This window comes from Phenylobacterium sp. (genome assembly GCF_036723115.1).
Lineage (GTDB): Bacteria > Pseudomonadota > Alphaproteobacteria > Caulobacterales > Caulobacteraceae > Phenylobacterium.
In genome coordinates this window covers 52,123-69,781 of the sequence record NZ_DAIMHV010000001.1, presented here as the reverse complement: position 1 = coordinate 69,781, position 17,659 = coordinate 52,123, and the positions used below count along the sequence as shown (strand labels likewise).

Annotated in this window: 16 protein-coding genes; 4 read left to right on the top strand and 12 right to left on the bottom strand. The window is 69.5% G+C overall.

Features of this window, described 5'->3' with window-relative positions; all coding sequences use genetic code 11:
* Positions 1 to 206 precede the first annotated feature (206 nt).
* The 5 genes from V7D28_RS00300 to V7D28_RS00280 form a co-directional block, all read right to left on the bottom strand.
* Entirely contained in the window at positions 207 to 971 is a 765-nt protein-coding gene (locus V7D28_RS00300) for a prepilin peptidase (protein WP_333585345.1), read from the bottom strand.
* A 6-nt stretch (positions 972 to 977) separates the two neighbouring features.
* A complete protein-coding gene (locus V7D28_RS00295) occupies positions 978 to 2,009 on the bottom strand; it encodes a substrate-binding domain-containing protein (protein WP_333585344.1) in 1,032 nt (343 codons plus the stop codon).
* A 201-nt stretch (positions 2,010 to 2,210) separates the two neighbouring features.
* The gene (locus V7D28_RS00290; RefSeq protein WP_333585343.1) at positions 2,211 to 2,453 is read right to left on the bottom strand and encodes a DUF4170 domain-containing protein; all 243 of its coding nucleotides are present in this window, start codon (positions 2,451 to 2,453) and stop codon (positions 2,211 to 2,213) included.
* 20 nt (positions 2,454 to 2,473) lie between these two features.
* Positions 2,474 to 3,271, bottom strand: coding sequence for a 3'(2'),5'-bisphosphate nucleotidase CysQ (locus tag V7D28_RS00285; protein WP_333585342.1), 798 nt, complete (start codon positions 3,269 to 3,271; stop codon positions 2,474 to 2,476).
* Positions 3,268 to 4,599, bottom strand: coding sequence for a TldD/PmbA family protein (locus V7D28_RS00280; protein WP_333585341.1), 1,332 nt, complete (start codon positions 4,597 to 4,599; stop codon positions 3,268 to 3,270). The genes V7D28_RS00285 and V7D28_RS00280 overlap by 4 nt, the downstream gene beginning before the upstream one ends.
* A gap of 158 nt (positions 4,600 to 4,757) precedes the next feature.
* On the opposite strand from V7D28_RS00280, the gene katG reads away from it, so the two are divergent.
* Positions 4,758 to 7,004, top strand: a complete 2,247-nt coding sequence (gene katG / locus V7D28_RS00275) for a catalase/peroxidase HPI (RefSeq protein ID WP_442957880.1) — start codon at positions 4,758 to 4,760, stop codon at positions 7,002 to 7,004.
* Positions 7,005 to 7,085: 81 nt separating this feature from the next.
* On the opposite strand, the gene V7D28_RS00270 is transcribed toward katG, so the two are convergent.
* Positions 7,086 to 7,487 (bottom strand): MAPEG family protein, encoded by a 402-nt coding sequence (locus V7D28_RS00270; RefSeq protein ID WP_333585340.1) that lies wholly within the window; start codon positions 7,485 to 7,487, stop codon positions 7,086 to 7,088.
* A gap of 87 nt (positions 7,488 to 7,574) precedes the next feature.
* Complete coding sequence (locus V7D28_RS00265) at positions 7,575 to 9,092, bottom strand: UbiD family decarboxylase (protein WP_333585339.1); 1,518 nt, start codon at positions 9,090 to 9,092, stop codon at positions 7,575 to 7,577.
* A gap of 106 nt (positions 9,093 to 9,198) precedes the next feature.
* Between V7D28_RS00265 and V7D28_RS00260 the strand changes: the two genes are divergently transcribed.
* Together V7D28_RS00260 and V7D28_RS00255 are read left to right on the top strand one after the other, a co-directional pair.
* Entirely contained in the window at positions 9,199 to 9,423 is a 225-nt protein-coding gene (locus V7D28_RS00260) for a hypothetical protein (protein ID WP_333585338.1), read from the top strand.
* 160 nt (positions 9,424 to 9,583) lie between these two features.
* A complete protein-coding gene (locus tag V7D28_RS00255) occupies positions 9,584 to 9,880 on the top strand; it encodes a UrcA family protein (protein ID WP_333585337.1) in 297 nt (98 codons plus the stop codon).
* 66 nt (positions 9,881 to 9,946) lie between these two features.
* Here the strand turns inward: V7D28_RS00255 and V7D28_RS00250 are convergent, their stop codons facing one another.
* The 5 genes from V7D28_RS00250 to ubiA all read right to left on the bottom strand — a co-directional run bounded on the left by V7D28_RS00250 (position 9,947) and on the right by ubiA (position 15,386).
* Positions 9,947 to 11,722, bottom strand: a complete 1,776-nt coding sequence (locus tag V7D28_RS00250; RefSeq protein ID WP_333585336.1) for a gamma-glutamyltransferase family protein — start codon at positions 11,720 to 11,722, stop codon at positions 9,947 to 9,949.
* 83 nt (positions 11,723 to 11,805) lie between these two features.
* Positions 11,806 to 12,465 (bottom strand): class I SAM-dependent methyltransferase, encoded by a 660-nt coding sequence (locus V7D28_RS00245; RefSeq protein WP_333585335.1) that lies wholly within the window; start codon positions 12,463 to 12,465, stop codon positions 11,806 to 11,808.
* Between the two features lie 79 nt (positions 12,466 to 12,544).
* Complete coding sequence (locus tag V7D28_RS00240; protein ID WP_333585334.1) at positions 12,545 to 13,495, bottom strand: fatty acid desaturase family protein; 951 nt, start codon at positions 13,493 to 13,495, stop codon at positions 12,545 to 12,547.
* A gap of 48 nt (positions 13,496 to 13,543) precedes the next feature.
* Positions 13,544 to 14,374, bottom strand: a complete 831-nt coding sequence (locus V7D28_RS00235) for a helix-turn-helix domain-containing protein (RefSeq protein ID WP_333585333.1) — start codon at positions 14,372 to 14,374, stop codon at positions 13,544 to 13,546.
* A gap of 79 nt (positions 14,375 to 14,453) precedes the next feature.
* Positions 14,454 to 15,386, bottom strand: a complete 933-nt coding sequence (gene ubiA, locus V7D28_RS00230) for a 4-hydroxybenzoate octaprenyltransferase (RefSeq protein WP_333585332.1) — start codon at positions 15,384 to 15,386, stop codon at positions 14,454 to 14,456.
* A 468-nt stretch (positions 15,387 to 15,854) separates the two neighbouring features.
* On the opposite strand from ubiA, the gene V7D28_RS00225 reads away from it, so the two are divergent.
* Positions 15,855 to 17,651, top strand: a complete 1,797-nt coding sequence (locus tag V7D28_RS00225) for an ABC transporter ATP-binding protein (RefSeq protein ID WP_333585331.1) — start codon at positions 15,855 to 15,857, stop codon at positions 17,649 to 17,651.
* Positions 17,652 to 17,659 lie beyond the last annotated feature (8 nt).

The following is a 17,659-nucleotide window of genomic DNA, read 5'->3' as shown; positions in this document are numbered from 1 at the left end:
AGACAGCCCTGGGGCCGATCGAACTTCAGCTTCAGGTGAGCCCGCAGGGCGCCGTGACCCTCGAGCCTGATGCGATCAGACGGGGACCGTCTGATCGTTGAATCAGGCGCTAAATTTAGAGACTTGAGCGCGTTTTGATCCGATAACCGGTTCCCACTTATCGGAACGCGCTCTGGCCGGAGGCGGCCCGCCCGGCTGAGCCGGCTTCACCCGCCCCATGGCCCATAGAGCCAGGTCAGCCAAATCCCGAGGGCGAGGAACACGCCAAAGGGCACGGGATCCTGCGCCCGCACGGGCCGTCCCGCAGCCTTGAGGACCAGCACGCTCGCCAAGCCTGCGCCTGCGGCGATGAGCAGGATGGTGGGCAGGGCGGCGGCCCCGCACCAGGCGCCGCCGCCCGCCAGCAGATAGGCGTCGCCCCCGCCCAGGCCCTCGCGTCCCCGCAGCCGCCGGTAGGCGAGGCCGAGGAGCGCCAGCGAAAGAAAGCCCAGGGCCGCCCCCAGCAGGCTCCAGGCCGGCCCCGTCCACTCAGCGCCCTGCCCTGGAATGAGGCTGGCCGCGAGGCCGGTGACGATCAGGGGCAGGGTGAGGATCCGGGGCAGCCAGAAGTGCTCGGCGTCCAGCACCGCCAGCAGCAGGAGTTGCCAGGCGAGCGCCGCGCCCGCCAGGCCCAGGGGACCGGGATGAACCGCGAGGCTCCAGCCGGCCAGGCAAAGACAGGCCAGTTCCAGGCTGAGATAGCGCCGCGGAATGGGCGCTCGGCAATGGCGGCATCGCCCCCGCAGCGCCAGGAAGGAGAGGATGGGGACAAGGTCCGGAACGCCCAGGGGCGTCGCACAGGCCGGGCAGGCCGAACGCCCCCAGATCACCGGACGCCCCTGGGGGAGCCTCAGGCTGAGCAGCCCGATAAAGCTTCCGACCAGGGGGCCAAGGCCCAGACCCAGGATGAGCCAGGCCGTAGAGGCGGACATGTGTCCCTAGGGGCGCGGCATGACGGTCATGCCCGAGGCCACGCCCTTCATGGCCTCGTGCTGTGCGGCCGGCAGGGGGATCAGACCCCGGCTCTGCAGATAGCCCCCGCGTCCCGTGGCGGCGTCGGAGGCGAACTCATTGACGAACTCCTGCAGGCCCAGAGTGACCCCCACATGGGCCTTCTTCACATAGACGTACATGGAGCGCGACAGGGGGTAGGTCCCCTCGGCGATGGTCGCCACGGTGGGCTCCACCCCGTCGATGGACATGGCTTTCACCTTGTCGCGGTTCTCTTCCAGGAAGGAGAAGCCGAACACGCCGAGCGAGCCCGGGGTCTTGGTCAGCGTCTGGACGATGGCGTTGTCGTTCTCGCCCGAATCCACCCAGCCCTCGCGGCGCAGGGGGTGGGTCATCTGCTTGAACTCGTCCTCATTGCGCTCGCGCAGGGCGCGGGCGGTGGGGAAGGTGCGGGCCGAAGCCTCCACGCCCAGTTCGATGAAGGCGTCGCGCGTGCCCGAGGTCGGCGGCGGGCCATAGACGAGGATGCGGTTGTTGGGCAGGCCCGGCCCGATCTCGTTCCAGTTGGTGTAGGGATTGGGAACGAACTGGCCGCCGCGCAGCACATTGGCGCCCAGGGCCAGATAGAGGTGGGGCAGGCGCAGCTGATAGTCCGGCGCGCCGCGATCGGCGGCGATGACGATGCCGTCGAAGCCGATCTTCATCTCCACGATGTCGTTGACGCCGTTGGCCCGGCAGGAGTCGAACTCCGCGGCCGTCATGCGTCGCGAGGCGTTGGCGATGTCGGGGAAATTGTCGCCCACTCCGCCGCAGAACAGCTTGATCCCCCCGCCGGTGCCCAGGGCTTCGACCTTGGGGGCCTTCATGCCGGTCTTGCGGCTGAAGTTCTCGGCCACGCGGGTGGTGAAGGGAAAGACGGTGGAGGAGCCCGCAGCCCAGACATAGTCCCGCGCCGCCTGGGCGCCGGTGGCGGCGCCCAGCACGGCCATGGCGGCGCACAGGCCAAGAAGCTTCTTCATTTCGCTCTCCAGATCCTTGGCGGCGCGCCCCTCCTCGCAGGGGGACGCCGCGGCTAAGCCCTAAGGCGCCCTGAGCCGGTTTTCCAGGGTCGACCAGCGCCGGCGACCCGTGTTCGAAACCCGGGTCTCGCCGGACAGGCGTGTGGCCCGCACGCGCGCGTCATCATGCCCCGCGTCGATGACGGTTTTCCGTCGCCGGCATCAGCCGCCGGGCTTTTCGCCGTCCAGCTGCGGGTCCAGCAGCTTGTGGGCGTGCAGGATGAAGTAGCGCATCAGGGCGTTGTCCACCGTGGCCAGGGCTTTCGAGCGCCAGACGCTCAGGGCCTCCTCATAGGAGGGATAGGCGCCGACCAGGTCGATCTTGCTGGGGTCGCGGAAACGAATGTGCTCCACATCCTCCAGTTCGCCGCCGAGCACGATGTGAAGAAGCTGTCTGTCGGGCATAGAATCCTCGGAAAGCGGGGTTAGTCGGGTAAGGCGATATGCCGGACACGATCCAGGATCAATGGGGCTAAACGTGGCGCCGCGCAAACCAGGCTCGCCTGGGCCGGACGGAGCGCATTGTAGGTGTAGCCGCGCCCCAGATGGTCGCCGCAATAGGCGCCGGCCTCCCGGGCGATCAGATCGGCCGCCGCCAGGTCCCAGTCGCTCTTGGACACCAGGGCCAGGGCGGCGTCGAACTGCCCCGACGCCACCAGACACATGCGATAGGCCGTGGAATTGCGCGACTCCACCCGCATGGCGGGCCAGGGTTCCGGCCAGGACGGATGGGTAAACATTCGCTCGTCCCCCACCATGCCGCAGCCCTCCAGCCGCTCGGTGCGGGCCGGGGTGATCAGCGAGCCGTTGAGCTTGGCGCCGCCGCCGGCCACGGCGGTGTAAACCTCGCCCACCTGGGGGGCGTAGACGACGCCGGCCACGGGCTGGCCGTCCTCCACCACCGCGGCGGAGATCACCCACCAGGGCCGGTCCTTCATGTAGGCCCGGGTCCCGTCGATGGGATCGACCACGAAGACCCGGCGCCGATGCAGCCGCTCCAGATCATCAGCGGTCTCCTCCGACAGCCAGCCATAGTCCGGCCGCGCCCGCCCGAAGGTGGTCTTCAGAAGGGTGTCGGTGGCGAAATCGGCGTTGGTGACCGGGGAGTTCCCCTCCTTCCAGGCCACCTTCAGCCCGCGGGCGCGGAGCTCGAGCGCGAGCGCGCCGGCCTCCACCGCCGCGGCGACCAGAAGGTCCAGATCCTCGGCGGGGCTTGGGCTCATCGTCCGGCGATCGCCAGGCCGTCGATCAGCAGGGAGGGGGCGTTGGACGCCCCGCGGATCTCCAGGTCCGCCCCGGGGACCAGCCGCGCGTACATGTCGATCAGATTGCCGGCCACGGTGATCTCGCTCACCGGAAAGGCGAGCTCGCCTTTCTCGAACCAGAAGCCGGAACATCCCACCGACCAGTCGCCGGTGTTGCCGTTCAGGGAGGGGCCGAACATGGAGGTGACCAGCAGGCCTTCGCCCGCCTCGGTCATCAGGCCGGCCAGGTCGCGCGCGCCGGGCTGAACCGTGAGGTTGGAAACCCCCACCCCCGGCGGCCCGGCCAGGCCCCGGGAGGCGTGTCCCGTCGTCTCCAGGCCCAGCTGGCGGGCCGAGCTGGAGTTGAGCAGCCAGGTGGTCAGGACGCCCTTGTCGATGATGTCCATGGCCTGGGTGGCCACCCCCTCGTCGTCGAAGGGGCTGGAGCCCAGACCCCGCAGGCGATGGGGATCATCGGTGAGGGTCACGTGGTCGCCGAACACCTTCTGGCCGAGCTTGTCCTTCAGGAAGGACGAGCCGCGAGCGATGGAAGGCCCGGAGATGGCGCCCACCAGGGGACCGATGAGCGACATGGCCACGCGGTTCTCGAAGATCACCGGGGCGGTGGTGGAGTTGATCTTTCGCGATCCCAGCCGCGCGCCCGCCCGGCGGCCGGCCTCGCGGCCGATGGCCGCCGCGCCCGGCAGGTCCTCATGCCAGCGCACCGAGCGCCCGTCATAACCGGTCTCCATGGTCTCGCCGTCGCCGGCGATGGCCGAGGCGCCCAGGGAAAAGCCCGAGGCCTGGTGATGGCCGGTAAAGCCGTGACTGGTGGCGATCAGCCACCGCGCGGTGGACCAGCCTGCGGTGGCGCCGTCGGAATTGACCACGCCGGGCATGGCGCGGGCCGCGGCCTCGGCCTCGCGGGCCCGGTCCTCCAGGGTTTCGGGGGACAGTTCGGTGGGGTCATAGAGCTGAAGATCGGGGGCCGGCCCCAGGGCCAGCCGCTCGACCGGCGCGAAGCCCGCATAGGGGTCCTCCGGCGCCAGCCGGGCCATGGCCACGGCGCGTTCCACCAGCTTGGCGCAGGCTTCTGGGGACAGATCGGAGCCGGACACCGTCGCCTGGCGCTGGCCCACAAAGACCCGCAGGCCCAGGTCGCGGGACTCTTCCCGCTCGACCTCTTCCAGCTCGCCGGCGCGAACGCTGATGGAGAGCGACTGGCGTTCGGCGGTCACGGCCTCGGCCGCATCGGCGCCGGCCTTCCGCGCGGCGTCGATCAGTTCAGCGAGCAGGTTTTGATCCATACCCGCCATATGGCGAAGACGGCCCGCACGGGCAAGCCGCCGCCATCCTCGCCCGTAGATAGAAATATCCGTGGTTGGCGATCAAGTTTATCCATTTCCCAAGCCGCCGGCCCTGGGCCTAGGCTCTCTTCCAAGACGACAAGACAAGGGAGATGGACATGGACGACGCTTCCAACAGCCCGCTCAGCTGCCCCATGAAGGAACCGGGGGCCATGCGCTCCCTGCTGGGCCGCACCAATCGAGACTGGTGGCCGAACCAGTTGTCCCTGGAGATCCTGCACCAGCATGGTCTGCACGGCGATCCCATGGGGGACGACTTTGACTACGCCAAGGAATTCCAGTCCCTGGACTATGCGGCGGTCAAGCGCGACCTGCACGCCCTGATGACCGACAGCCAGCCCTGGTGGCCGGCGGACTATGGCCATTACGGCCCCTTCTTCATCCGCATGGCGTGGCACAGCGCCGGCACCTACCGCACCGGCGACGGCCGTGGCGGCGCCTCGTTCGGCTCCCAGCGCTTCGCGCCCCTGAACAGCTGGCCAGACAACGCCAATCTCGACAAGGCCCGGCGTCTGCTGTGGCCGGTGAAGCAGAAGTACGGCCGTAAGCTCTCCTGGGCCGACCTGATGATCCTGGCCGGCAACGTGGCCATCGAGTCCATGGGCGGGCCGGTCTTCGGCTTTGGCGGCGGCCGCAAGGACATCTTCGAGCCCGAGAAGGACATCTACTGGGGCACCGAGGAGCAGTGGGTCGGCCAGGGCGCCGAAACCCGGATCAACGAAGAGGCCGGCCACGCGCTGGAAAACCCCCTGGCCGCCATCCAGATGGGCCTCATCTACGTCAATCCCGAAGGGCCGGGGGGCAATCCCGATCCCATCCAGTCGGGCCGCGACATTCGCGAGACCTTCGCCCGCATGGGGATGAATGACGAAGAAACCGTCGCGCTGACCGCCGGGGGCCATACCTTCGGCAAGTGTCACGGGGCCGGCGACGCCTCCAAGATCGGCGCCGAGCCCGAGGGCGCCGACATCGCTCAGCAGGGTCTGGGCTGGACCAGCTCGCACGAGAGCGGCATGGGCGACCACACCATCACCAGCGGGCTGGAAGGTCCCTGGACGCCCACCCCCATCCAGTGGTCGATGAACTACTTCCATATGCTGCTGGACTACGACTACGAGCTGGTGCGCAGCCCTGCCGGGGCCAAGCAGTGGCAGCCGGTCAACCAGAAGCCGGAAGACATGGCGCCCGGGGCCCACGACCCCAGCAAGCGCGTGCCCACCATGATGACCACGGCCGACATGGCCATGAAGATGGACCCCAAGTACCGCGAGATCTCCGAGCGGTTCCGGGCCAATCCGGACCAGTTCGCCGACGCCTTCGCCCGCGCCTGGTTCAAGCTCTGCCATCGCGACATGGGACCCAAGGCCCGTTATCTGGGCCCCGAAGTGCCGAAGGAAGACCTGATCTGGCAGGACCCGATCCCGCCGGTGGATCACCCCCTTGTGGACGCCGCCGATATTGCGGCGCTCAAGTCCGAAATCCTGGGCTCGGGCCTCACCCCCGCTGAGCTGGTCCAGACCGCCTGGGCCTCGGCCTCCACCTATCGCAACTCCGATCATCGTGGCGGCGCCAACGGGGCGCGGATCCGCCTGGCCCCTCAGAAGGACTGGGAGGTCAACCAGCCGGAAAAGCTGGCCCGGGTGCTCAAGGTGCTGGGCGACATCAAGGCCGGCTTCGACGCCAAGGCCTCCGGCGGCAAGAAGGTCTCCCTGGCCGATCTGATCGTGCTGGGCGGCGTGGCGGCGGTGGAAAAGGCGGCCAAGGCCGCTGGCCACGACATCCAGGTTCCCTTCACGCCCGGACGGACCGACGCCTCGGCCGAACAGACCGACGCGGCCAGCTTCGACGTGCTGGAGCCCAAGATCGACGGCTTCCGCAACTATCTCGGCGTGCGCTTCAATGTGCCCACCGAGGAGATGCTGGTGGACCGGGCCCAGCTTCTGGGTCTGAGCGCGCCGGAGATGACGGTTCTGGTGGGCGGCCTGCGGGTGCTGGGGGCCAATCATGGCGGCGCCCTGCACGGGGTGTTCACCGACCGGCCCGGCCAGCTCACCAACGACTTCTTCGTCAACCTGCTCGACATGGGCACGGCGTGGAAGCAGGTGGACGACCGGGGCGACGAGGTCTTCGTCGGCACGTGCCGCAAGACCGACAAGGAGAAGTGGACCGCCACCCGCACCGACCTGGTGTTCGGCTCCAACTCCCAGCTGCGCGCCCTGTCGGAGGTCTATGCCGCCGCCGACGCGGAGCGGAAGTTCGTCGACGACTTCATCAAGGCCTGGACCAAGGTGATGAACGCCGACCGCTTCGACCTCACCGCGGCCCAGCGCAAGGCGGCCGCCTGACGGCGGGCTATAAGGGCGGCTTCCACAGCCGGGCGCGGGCCGCCCGGCTGTGGATGTCTCCGCGCCTTCAGCCCTCGCGGCTCAGATGATGGCGTAGAACAGCAGGGCGACGCCGGAAAAGACGTAGGACAGCCAGGTCAGCATGACCCCGATGGCCCGGGGCAGGGAGGCGCCGCCGCTCTGCGACAGGCCCACCGCGTGGGCCACCCGTCCGGCGAACAGCACAAGGCCCGCAATATGGATGGCGAGCGCCGGGGCCTCCACCACCGCCAGGACCGCCAGCGCGATGAGGCCGGCGGGGATGTATTCGGTGGCGTTGCCAAAGGCGCGGATGGCCTGGGCCAATTCGGGGATGCCGTCGTCGCCGAAGGCCACCTTGTGCCGCTGGCGCTGGCGCACCACCAGCAGGGACAGGGCCAGCAGCAGAAAGAGATGCAGCCCCGTCCAGAGCGCCGCGGCATGACCCGATGTCACCAGACTCATGACTGAACTCCCCATGACGCGCCCCCGCGCCGGCGCAGTTGGCGCATAAACCCTCCGCAGGGCAAGAGGGCGATCGGGATCGCGGGCTCAGCCCTTGAGCGGCGGCAGGCCCAGGCTCGCCCAGCGCTCGGTGACCCGGGCGACGGTGGCCTCGTCCATGTCGAGCTTTTCGCCCCACTCGCGATGGGTTTCCGGCGGCCATTTGTTGGTGGCGTCCAGGCCGATCTTGGAGCCGAGCCCGCTCTCCGGCGAGGCGAAGTCCAGATAGTCGATGGGGGTGCTCTCCACGAGCGTGATGTCCCGGGCCGGGTCCATGCGGGTGGACAGCGCCCACATGACGTCCTTCCAGTCCCGGGCGTCGATGTCGTCGTCCACGACGATCACCCACTTGGTGTACATGAACTGCCGAAGGTAGCTCCAGACGCCCATCATCACGCGCTTGGCGTGGCCCGGATAGGCCTTCTTCATGGAGACCACGGCGATCCGGTAGGAGCAGCCCTCGGGCGGCAGCCAGAAGTCGATGATCTCGGGGAACTGCTGGCGCAGCAGGGGAATGAACACCTCGTTCAGGGCTTCCCCCAGGACGCTGGGCTCGTCCGGCGGCCGGCCGGTGAAGGTGGTCAGATAGATGGGATCGCGCCGCATGGTGATGGCGCTGACCTGGAAGACCGGGAAGCGCTCGACCGAATTGTAATAGCCGGTGTGGTCGCCATAGGGGCCTTCGTCGGCGTATTCGTCCAGCAGGACATGGCCTTCCAGTACGATCTCGGCCTCCGCGGGCACCATCAGGGGCACGGTCTTGGCGGGAACCAGCTCGGCCTTGGCCCCGCGCATCAGGCCGGCGAACTGGTACTCTGACAGGGTGTCGGGCACCGGGGTCACCGCGGCCAATATGGTGCCGGGATCGGCCCCCAGCACCGCGCAGGCGGGCAGGGGTTCGGGGCGGCCGGACGCCTTCCACCGGCGATGGTGCTGGGCGCCGCCCCGGTGGGCCAGCCAGCGCATGATGGTCCGGTCCCGGCCCAGGACCTGCATCCGGTAGATGCCGAGATTGAAGTCGTCCTCCCGGTCGCTGGACGGCCCCTTGGTCACCACCAGCGGCCAGGTGATCAGGGGGGCCGGTTCGCCGGGCCAGCAGGTCTGGATGGGCAGTTTGGCAAGGTCGATCTGGTCGCCGGTGAGCACCACCTCCTGCACGGGAGCCTTCTTCACCATGGCCGGCCGCATGGCCATGACGGTCTTGGCCAGGGGCAGCATGTCGAAGGCGTCCTTCAGCCCGCGGGGCGGTTCGGGCGCGCGCAGAAAGGCCAGAAGTTCCCCCACCTCGCGCAGGTCAGCCGCGGTGGTCCGTTCACGCCCCTCGAGCGTGACACCCATGGCCACCCGTTTCACCGTGCCGAACAGATTGACCAGGCAGGGCATGGACGAGCGTTCGCCATCGGCGCGGATGACGTTCTCGAACAGGATGGCCGGGCCGCCGGCCTGGATCATCCGCCGATGGATCTCGGTCATCTCCAGCACGGTGGACACCGGCTCTGTGACGCGGATCAGCTCGCCGGCGGCCTCCAGCCTGGCGATGAATTCCCGGAGCGAACGATAGGCCATGGGATCTCCAAGATGCGTGTGCGGCAGACCTAAAGCGCCTTCCCATCGGTGGGAACCGGTTATCGGCGCGCTTTGCGACGAAGGCGGGGGGAATTAGACTGGTCCCATGAAGCGCCTGGATCTGGACGACCTGCCGCCGAAGATCGCCGCCCTGCTCTCGGACCTCGCGCCGGGGGAGGAGCTGGCCCTGGTTCAAGGCGGCGTCCTGGTGGCGCGCCTGCAGGGCGGCGCGCCCGCGCCCGCCGCCCCAGAAGAGCCTGAGCCCTACAACAACCAGCGGGCCGCGGAGATCTTCGAGCAGTTCCGCAGCGCCATCGAGGAAGAATTCTAAGCCGAATCCTCTGGCGCCGCGGCCGCGCGACCAATTCGCACGGCTTCGAGCGGAGCCTTTGCATCGCCCCAATCGTTCCCCATCTTGGAGCTTGACCCTGCGGGTCCTTGAACAGCCGTCAGAGCTGTCGCCGCCGGGTCGGTCATTTGGGAGACGAAAAATGTTCAAGCTTGCAGCCGCCGCGGCCCTGGCCGCGGCCTTTGTCGCATCCCCGGCTCTGGCCGCGGGCGCGGAATCCGCCGTGGCGCGGATCAATGTCACCAACCTCAACCCGCACGATCCGGCTGACGCCCAGCGTCTGGACCGTCGGGCGCGCACGGCGGCCTTCACCGCCTGTGGCGGCCATGAGGGCAGCGTGCGCACCCTTAAACAGGTGGTGAAGCGCTCGGACTGCTATGCCGAAACCCTGGCCGAGGCCCGCGCCAAGGTGGGCGTGACCCAGCTCGCCGCCCGCTGAGCTTTTGCTGACCGCCTCCGGGTTCCGGCCGCGCCGGAGCCCGGATTGGCGGCGGCCGCGATCTGATCAATAGGCCAGGGCCACACCGTCCTTGCGCATCTCGGTGGCCGCGGCATAGCGGCCCGGCCAGCGCTCGATGGCCTGATAGCCGCCAAAGCCCCCGTCGCTGGCGCCAATGTTCCAGCCCAGGTCCGCCAGGGCCTGGCGGGTGGCCGCGGGTACGCCCGATTCCAGCCGCAGCAGGCCGGTTCCCTTCTGGGCCTCGCCGGTGGGCTCGCTGGAGCCTTCGTGATGCCAGCGCGGCGCATCGCCGGCCTCCTGAACGGCCAGGTCGAAGTCCACCATGTTGGAGATGATCTGGGCCTGGCCCTGGGGCTGCATGTCCCCGCCCATGACCCCGAAGGCCAGCCAGGGCTCGCCGCCCCGGGTGGCGAAGCCGGGAATGATGGTCTGGAAGGGCCGCTTGGACGGCGCGTAGATGTTGGGGTGGCCGTCCTCCAGGGCGAACAGCTCGCCCCGGTTCTGCAGCATGAAGCCCAGGCCGTCGGGGGCCAGACCCGACCCCATGCCGCGATAGTTGGACTGGATGATCGAGACCATCATCCCGTCCCGGTCGGAGGTGCAGAAATAGGTGGTGTCCCCTTGCGTCGGGGCGCGGCCGGCCTGGACCGTGGGGAGGATGGCCTTGGGCGAGATCAGCCGGGCCCGCTCTGCCGCATAGTCCTTGGAGATCAGCCAGTCGGCCGGCACGTCATAGAAGGCCGGGTCGGCGTAGTAGCGGGCGCGGTCCTCGAAGGCCAACCGCTTGGCCTCCACCCCGTGATGGATGGCCGCGGCCGACTGGAAGCCCATGGCCCGGAAGTCGAACTGCTCCATGATGTTCAGCTGGGCCAGGGTCGCCAGGCCCTGGCTGTTGGGCGCCAGGCCATAGACGTCCACGCCCCGGTAGCGGGTCTGATAGGGCCTGGTCCATTCGGCCCGGTGGGCGGCCAGGTCCGCCCGCGTCATCCACCCGCCAATGCGGCGGAAATAGCGCTCGATGGTCTCGGCGATCTCGCCCTCATAGAAGGCCTCGCGCCCGCCCTCGGCGATCAGCCGGTAGGTGCGGGCGAGCGCCGGATTGGCGAACACCTCGCCCTCCTTGGGCGTCGCCCCGCCCTGCGCCCAGACGGCCTTGAAGTTCTCCACCTCCTCGATGCCCTGACCGGGCCGCGTGAAGTTGGCCAGGCTGCGGGCCAGGTAATAGGCCACGTTTTGGCTCACCGGCGCACCCTCCTCAGCGTGGGCGATGGCCGGGCCGAACAGGTCCTTCCAGGGCAGCTTGCCATAGCGCTCATGCAGCGCCCACCAGGCGTCCACCGCGCCCGGCACGCTCACCGAGATCGCCCCATAGGAGGGGATAAGACCGTTGCGCGCCCGGCCGCGCACCGTTTCCAGCGTCAGGGCGCGCGGGCTGCGGCCTGAGCCGTTCAGCCCCACCACCTGGCGGGTCCGGGGGTCCCACAGCATGACGAAACAATCGCCGCCGATGCCGCAGGCGATGGGTTCGCCGTAGCCCAGCACCGCATTGGCCGCGATGGCCGCATCCACCGCCGAGCCGCCGGCCCGCAGGATGTCGATGGCCGCCAGGGTCGCCAGCGGATGGGCCGTGGCCGCCGCCCCATGCCGCCCCCAGGCGGCGCTGCGACTGGCGAAGGTCGCTCCGTCGATCCGGTCGCCCGGCCCCACGTCGGGGCGGTTGCGATTGGGCGTCTCCCCCCGGCTCTGGCCCGCCGCCTCACCGGCGATCAGGGCGCCGGGCAGAGCAGCGGGCAGGGCGGCGAGAAAGGTGCGGCGACGCATGGGAAGCTCCGGGCCGGCTGATGTCACAAGGCGTCACTATAGGCGGAGGTCTCGGCCGGTGGCGACAGGCGCTGAGGCCGGCGTCACGGCAAGGCCCACACCGCCGTCTTCTTGACCTCCATGTCCTCCAGCTCGCGGGTGGTGGGGACCTGGTATTCGGCCAGCTTGTCGAGGCCTTGGCGGGGGAAGTAGCTGCGGCCGGGGTCGCCGATGAGCACCAGGGCGCCCTGCCGCCGGGCCTGGCCCAGCCAGTCCATGACGCGCTGGGCCAGGGGCTTTTCGTAGCAGATGTCGCCGGCCAGGATGACGTCGGCCGGCGGGGGGGCGGCGTCCAGTAGGTCGGCGTCGGTGAAATCGCAGGCGACGCCGTTGACCGCGGCGTTGAGGCCAAGCGCCGCGCGGCAGAAGGGATCGATGTCGGCCGCCAGGACCTGGGCCGCCCCGGCCTTGGCCGCGGCCACGGCGACGATGCCCGAGCCGGAGGCGAAGTCCACGACCCGCCTGCCCGCCACCAGGTGGGGATGGTCCAGGATGTAGCGCGCCAGGGCCTGGCCGCCGGCCCAGGCGAAGGCCCAGAAGGGGGGCGGCAGGCCGATCTGCTCCAGGGCCTCCTCGGTCATCCGCCAGATCGGGGTGATCTCGTCGGCCAGATGCAGGGAGAGCTCCGGCGTGTGGGGCGGAACCTGTAGCCGGGTGTTGGCCAGGATGAAGGCCCGACGGCCCTCGGGGGTCTGTTCGATCACGCCGCGCTCCTGACTCTCGACCGCTGGCGAGTGCCGAAGATCACCCTTGGGCGCAAGCCGATAGTCGAAGGGCGAGGGCTCAGGCGGGCGCGAGGCTCGCAGAGCGGCCCTTGGAGGCGGCCAGTCGCATCACCGCCCTATAGGAGGGCTTGATCTCCATCTGCGGGCCCAGCCCCTTGGCCAGCAGCAGCCGGTGGGCGCGGGGCAGGTTGTAGCAGGGCAGGTGCATGAAGATGTGATGCTCGCAGTGATAGTTCACCCAGTAGGGAGCGATCAGCGCCCGCTCCAGCGGGCCGGCATAGGTGGTGCGCGCACAGCGGAAGGGGTCGCGCTCGTCCCTGGCCACGCAGGCATGTTCGGCGATGTTGCGCAGGCGGGTGATCATCTGCTGCCAGGTGGCCTGGGGCAGCAGCCAGAGCACGAACCAGACCCACCACAGGCCGAAGGGGGCGGTCACGGCCAGAGTCACCGCCGCGCCGATCAGGAAGCGCCGCTTGCGCTTGATCTCGGCCATCAGGATCGGCGCCAGCGGCTCGCCGGCCTTGCGGGCGGCCAGCTGGCTGCGCACCAGGCCGAAGCGCTGTTTGAACCAGGTCTGGCCGGTCAGGTCGCGGATGATCTTGCGCCGCAGGGAGACGGGCGTGATCGGGAAGGGGGCCGAGAGCACGAGGTCGGGGTCCTCGGCCTGCTGGACATATTTGTGGTGCGTCAGGTGATAGGGGCGGTAGCGGTGCAGGCCGCCGGTGGTCAGCCATTCCCCGGCCCAGTCATTGACCTTCAGATTGCGATGCAGCGCGCCATGGGCGGCGTCGTGCATCAGCACGGCCAGGCCCAGCTGGCGACCGCCGATGATCATCACCGCCAGCGGCAGGGTCAGGGGCCAGATCACCGCCATGGCGCCCGCGGCCAGGATCACGGTCCAGGCATGGGCGATCAGCGCCAGGCCGCGCCAGGCGGAGCGGTTGGAGAGACGGGCCCATTCTTCGGCGCTGAACAGCGTCTTGGGATCGATGCGCGGGGCGACGGCCATGAGCGCAATCTGCCACCTTTTTCGGCGTCCCGGTAGAATGACCCAGCGTCACCCGGCGGCGCCGGCCGGAGCCAGGCTCCGAAGCACCGCTTCGCTGTGCGCGTCGGCCGGGTAGAAGAACTCGATGCGAAGGTCGTCGGCGGCCGTGTCGTGAGGGGCGCCGAACCGGGCCACGGTGGAAACCAGGTCCAGCTCCAGTCCCGGCGCGCGCACCTGCATGATCAGGGCGGCCCCCATGGCCGGGGCGCTGTGGATGGCCGCGCCGCCGGTCGGCGCCAGGGCCTTGAGGCTCGTCACCGTGCGGTCGAGTTCGGCGCGCATGGCGCCTGGCGGCGCCCGCAGGGCCTCGGCCTCGGCGAGCGCCAGGAAATGGGCCGAAAGCGGGGGCCAGTTGGCGATGATCTCCCGGAACCGGGGGCTTTCAGCGCATGCGCGGATCAGGCTGACCGCGGGATCGACCTCAACGTCTCCCAGCAGCAGCCCGAAGAAGCCCAGGCCGGACCGGTTGGCCGACAGGGGCCGCCAGGCCCGGTCCACCGCGAAGGCCGGAAAGGGGTCATGGGCCGAGAGCGCCAGCTCCGCCACCCGCCGCACCATGGCGGCGGCCTCGTCGCCGAAGGCGTGCTCCCCGTGGATGGGGGCGAAGCCCGCCGCCAGCAGCAGGGCGTTCTCATCCTTCAGGGCCAGGCCCATGGCCTGGGCCAGGCGCGAGACCATCTCCCGCGAGGGGCGGGTGCGGCCGGTCTCAAGGAACGAGACATGGCGCTGGGAGACGTCCGCACTGAGCGAGAGGCCCAGCTGGGACAGGCCCCGACTGTGGCGCAGGCGCGCCAGCATGGCGGGGAAATCCGCGGCGGCGTGGGTGGCGGCGAAGGCCAAGCTTGTCCCTCCGGATCGGCGGGCGCCAGCATCGCCAAAGGCGCGCGCCCTGCCAATGACCTCGCAGGTAATCCGAACCTCAGAACAGTCCCTGCGGCCCGCCCCAGGCGCCGGCCGCCAGGGCCAGGAAAAGCGCCAGACCCGCCAGGGGGTTGGACTTGAAGAGGGCCAGCGCCCCTTGCGGATCGTCCAGTCGCACCCGGGCGGCCTGGTGCGACAGATGCAGGCCGAACAGGGCGGCCGGCGGCAGGAAGAGGGGGCCAAGACCCCCCGTCCACGCCGCCGCCAGGGCGCAGATGAAGGCCAGCACATAGAAGGCCAGGACCGCCTTGGCCGTGGCCGCGCCCAGGCGTCGCGCGGAGGACTTCACGCCGGCCAGGGCGTCGTCCTCCAGGTCCTGGATGGCGTAGATGGTGTCATAGCCCAGGGTCCAGAAGATGCCGCAGCCATAGAGCAGCAGGGCTGGCCAGGAGAGCCCGCCGCTGACCGCGGCGAAGCCCAGCAGCGCCCCCCAGTTGAAGGTCAGGCCAAGCCAGGCCTGCGGCCACCAGGTGATCCGCTTCATGAACGGATAGGCGGCCACCAGGGCCAGCGAGCCCACCCCCAGCGCAATGGCCACAGGCGGCATGACCAGCAGTATGCACAGGGCGGCGAGGCAGCAGCCGATGACGAAGGCCCAGGCCTGGCGCACGCTGATCTGGCCCGACGGGATCGGCCGTCCGGCGGTGCGCGACACCTGGGCGTCGAAATCCCGGTCGACGATGTCGTTATAGGCGCAGCCCGCCGCCCGCATCAGGGCCGCGCCCACGAAGAAGGCCAGGAGCCAGCGCCAGTCCGGCGCTTCGCCCTCCATGGCCGCGGCCAGGGCGATACCCTGCCAGCCCGGCAGCATCAGCAGCCAGATGCCCGTGGGCCGATCGAAGCGGCCCAGTTTCAGCCAGGGGCGCAGGGCCGCCGGCGCATGGCGATCGACCCAGTTGGCGGGCGCGGCGTCGGGCAAGGGCGCGGTCATGCCTGTCGTCCTAGTGCGCCCGCCGAGCCGTGGGAACCGCTTTGTCGCGTCGGCCTGCGTCGGCCTGCGGCGGGCCGATCGTGTCTTCGGCGCCGCACCTGGCCGCTGTCATCGAACCTTGTTCAACGCCCGGTTGACGATGAATCGGCGTCCGCCTAGCTTCGCCGCACTTCATGACGCGACCCAGAGAAGGAGGGGCCGAATGACAACGCCGTCTGCTGCGCACCTCCGCCATCGACTCTGCGTCGCCGTTCCCCGGACCTAGGTCACCCCTAAAGATCCGAGCATTCCCGGGACCGGCGCCTGTCTTCAGGCCCCTCGTCCAAAGGAATATCTCGTGTCCGTCCGCTTGCGTCGGGACTTCGGCTCCCGACCCGTCCCCGTTCTGATCCCCTTTTTCGCGCGCCCGCCTCGGCGTCCGCGCCGCCGCGCCTGCTCGCAGGCCCGGCCAGCATTGCGGCTGTTTCCATGACCGACATTCCCTTCGATGATGACGACGAGACGCCCCGCGGCCCTCGCCCCCTGGGCAACCTGCAGGTCATCGGCTTCATGTGGCGCCACTGGATGGGGGACAAGCCGCGCTTCGCCGCGGCCGTCAGCCTGTTCCTGATCGCCACCGCGGCCGATCTCTCCATCCCCTGGGCCTCGGGCGCCCTGATCGACGCCGTCTCCGCGCCGGAGCGGGTGAGCGAGGCCGCCTGGGCCGCCTGGGCGGCGCTCTCGGGACTCTATTTCTGCTTCTACATGCTGCGGACAGGGGGCTTCCGGATCCTCAACGGCTTCTATGCGCGCATCATGGAGCGCATCGTCACCCAGGGTTTCGAGCGGGTGCAGGCCTATTCCTCGGACTGGCACGCCTCCAACTATGCGGGGGCCACGGTGCGCAAGGTCTCGCGCGCCATGTGGGGTTATGACAGCGCGTCTGACGCCCTGCTGCTGATGCTCATGCCGACCCTGATCGTGCTGTTTGGCCTGTCCATCTCCATGGCGGTGCGCTGGCCCCTGGCGGGTCTGTTCACGGGCGCTCTGGTGGTGATCTTCGCGGCCTATAACGTGATCGCCACCACCTACTATGTCCGCCCGGCCAACTTGGTCTCCAACGCCCTGGACTCGCGGATCGGGGCGTCCCTGGCCGACGCCATCGGCGCCAACCCCACGGTCAAGGCCTTCGGCGCCGAGCCCCGGGAAGCCGCCCGCTTCGCCGGCGTGGCCGGGACCTGGCGCGAGGCGGTGATCCGCACCTGGAACCGTTCCAACCTGGTGGGGCTGGGGCAGAACCTGCTGCTGATCATCCTGCAGGCCGGGCTCACCGGCATGCTGGTCTTCGCCTGGGCGCGGGGGGAGGCGACCCCCGGCGATGTGGCCTTCGCCATCACCTCCTTCATGCTGATGGCCGGCTATCTGCGGAACTTCAGCGAGATCACGCGGATGCTGCAGAAGGGGCTCGACGACATGCTCGACGTGGCCGCCTTCATGCGCACCGAGCCGCAGCTGGCGGACAAGCCGGCGGCCCCGCCCTTCCGGGGCGAACAGGGCATGGTGGTCTTCGACCGGGTCACCTTCGGCTATGGCGGCCATGGGGAGACGCTCTATCGCGACTTCTCCCTGACCATCGCGCCGGGGGAGCGGATCGCCCTGGTGGGTCCCACGGGGTCTGGCAAGTCGACCTTCGTCAAGCTGCTCCAGCGGCTGCATGACCTCAACGGCGGCCGCATCCTGATCGACGGCCAGGACATCGCCCACGTCACCCAGCGCTCCCTGCGCCGGGCCATCGCGGTGGTGCCCCAGGACCCGGCCCTGTTCCACCGGACCATCGGCGAGAACATCGCCTATGCCCGGCCCGACGCCACGCCCCAGGAGATCGCCCTGGCGTCGCGGCGGGCCCGCGCGCACGACTTCATCATGCGCCTGCCGCAGGGCTATGAAACCCTGGTGGGAGAGCGCGGCGTGAAGCTGTCCGGCGGCGAGCGTCAGCGGGTGGCCATCGCCCGGGCCTTCCTGGCCGATGCGCCCATCCTCGTGCTGGACGAGGCGACCTCGTCCCTGGACGTGGAGACCGAACGGCAGGTCCAGGCGGCCACCGAGGACCTCATGGCCGGGCGCACCACGATCGTCATCGCCCACCGGCTCTCCACCATTCGGAGCGCCGACCGCATCCTGGTCTTCGATCGGGGACGGGTGGTGGAGGAGGGCCGCCACGCCGATCTGGTGGCGCAAGGCGGCGCCTATGCCCGCCTGCACGCGGTTTCCGAGGCCGGTGAGTAAAACAGGAC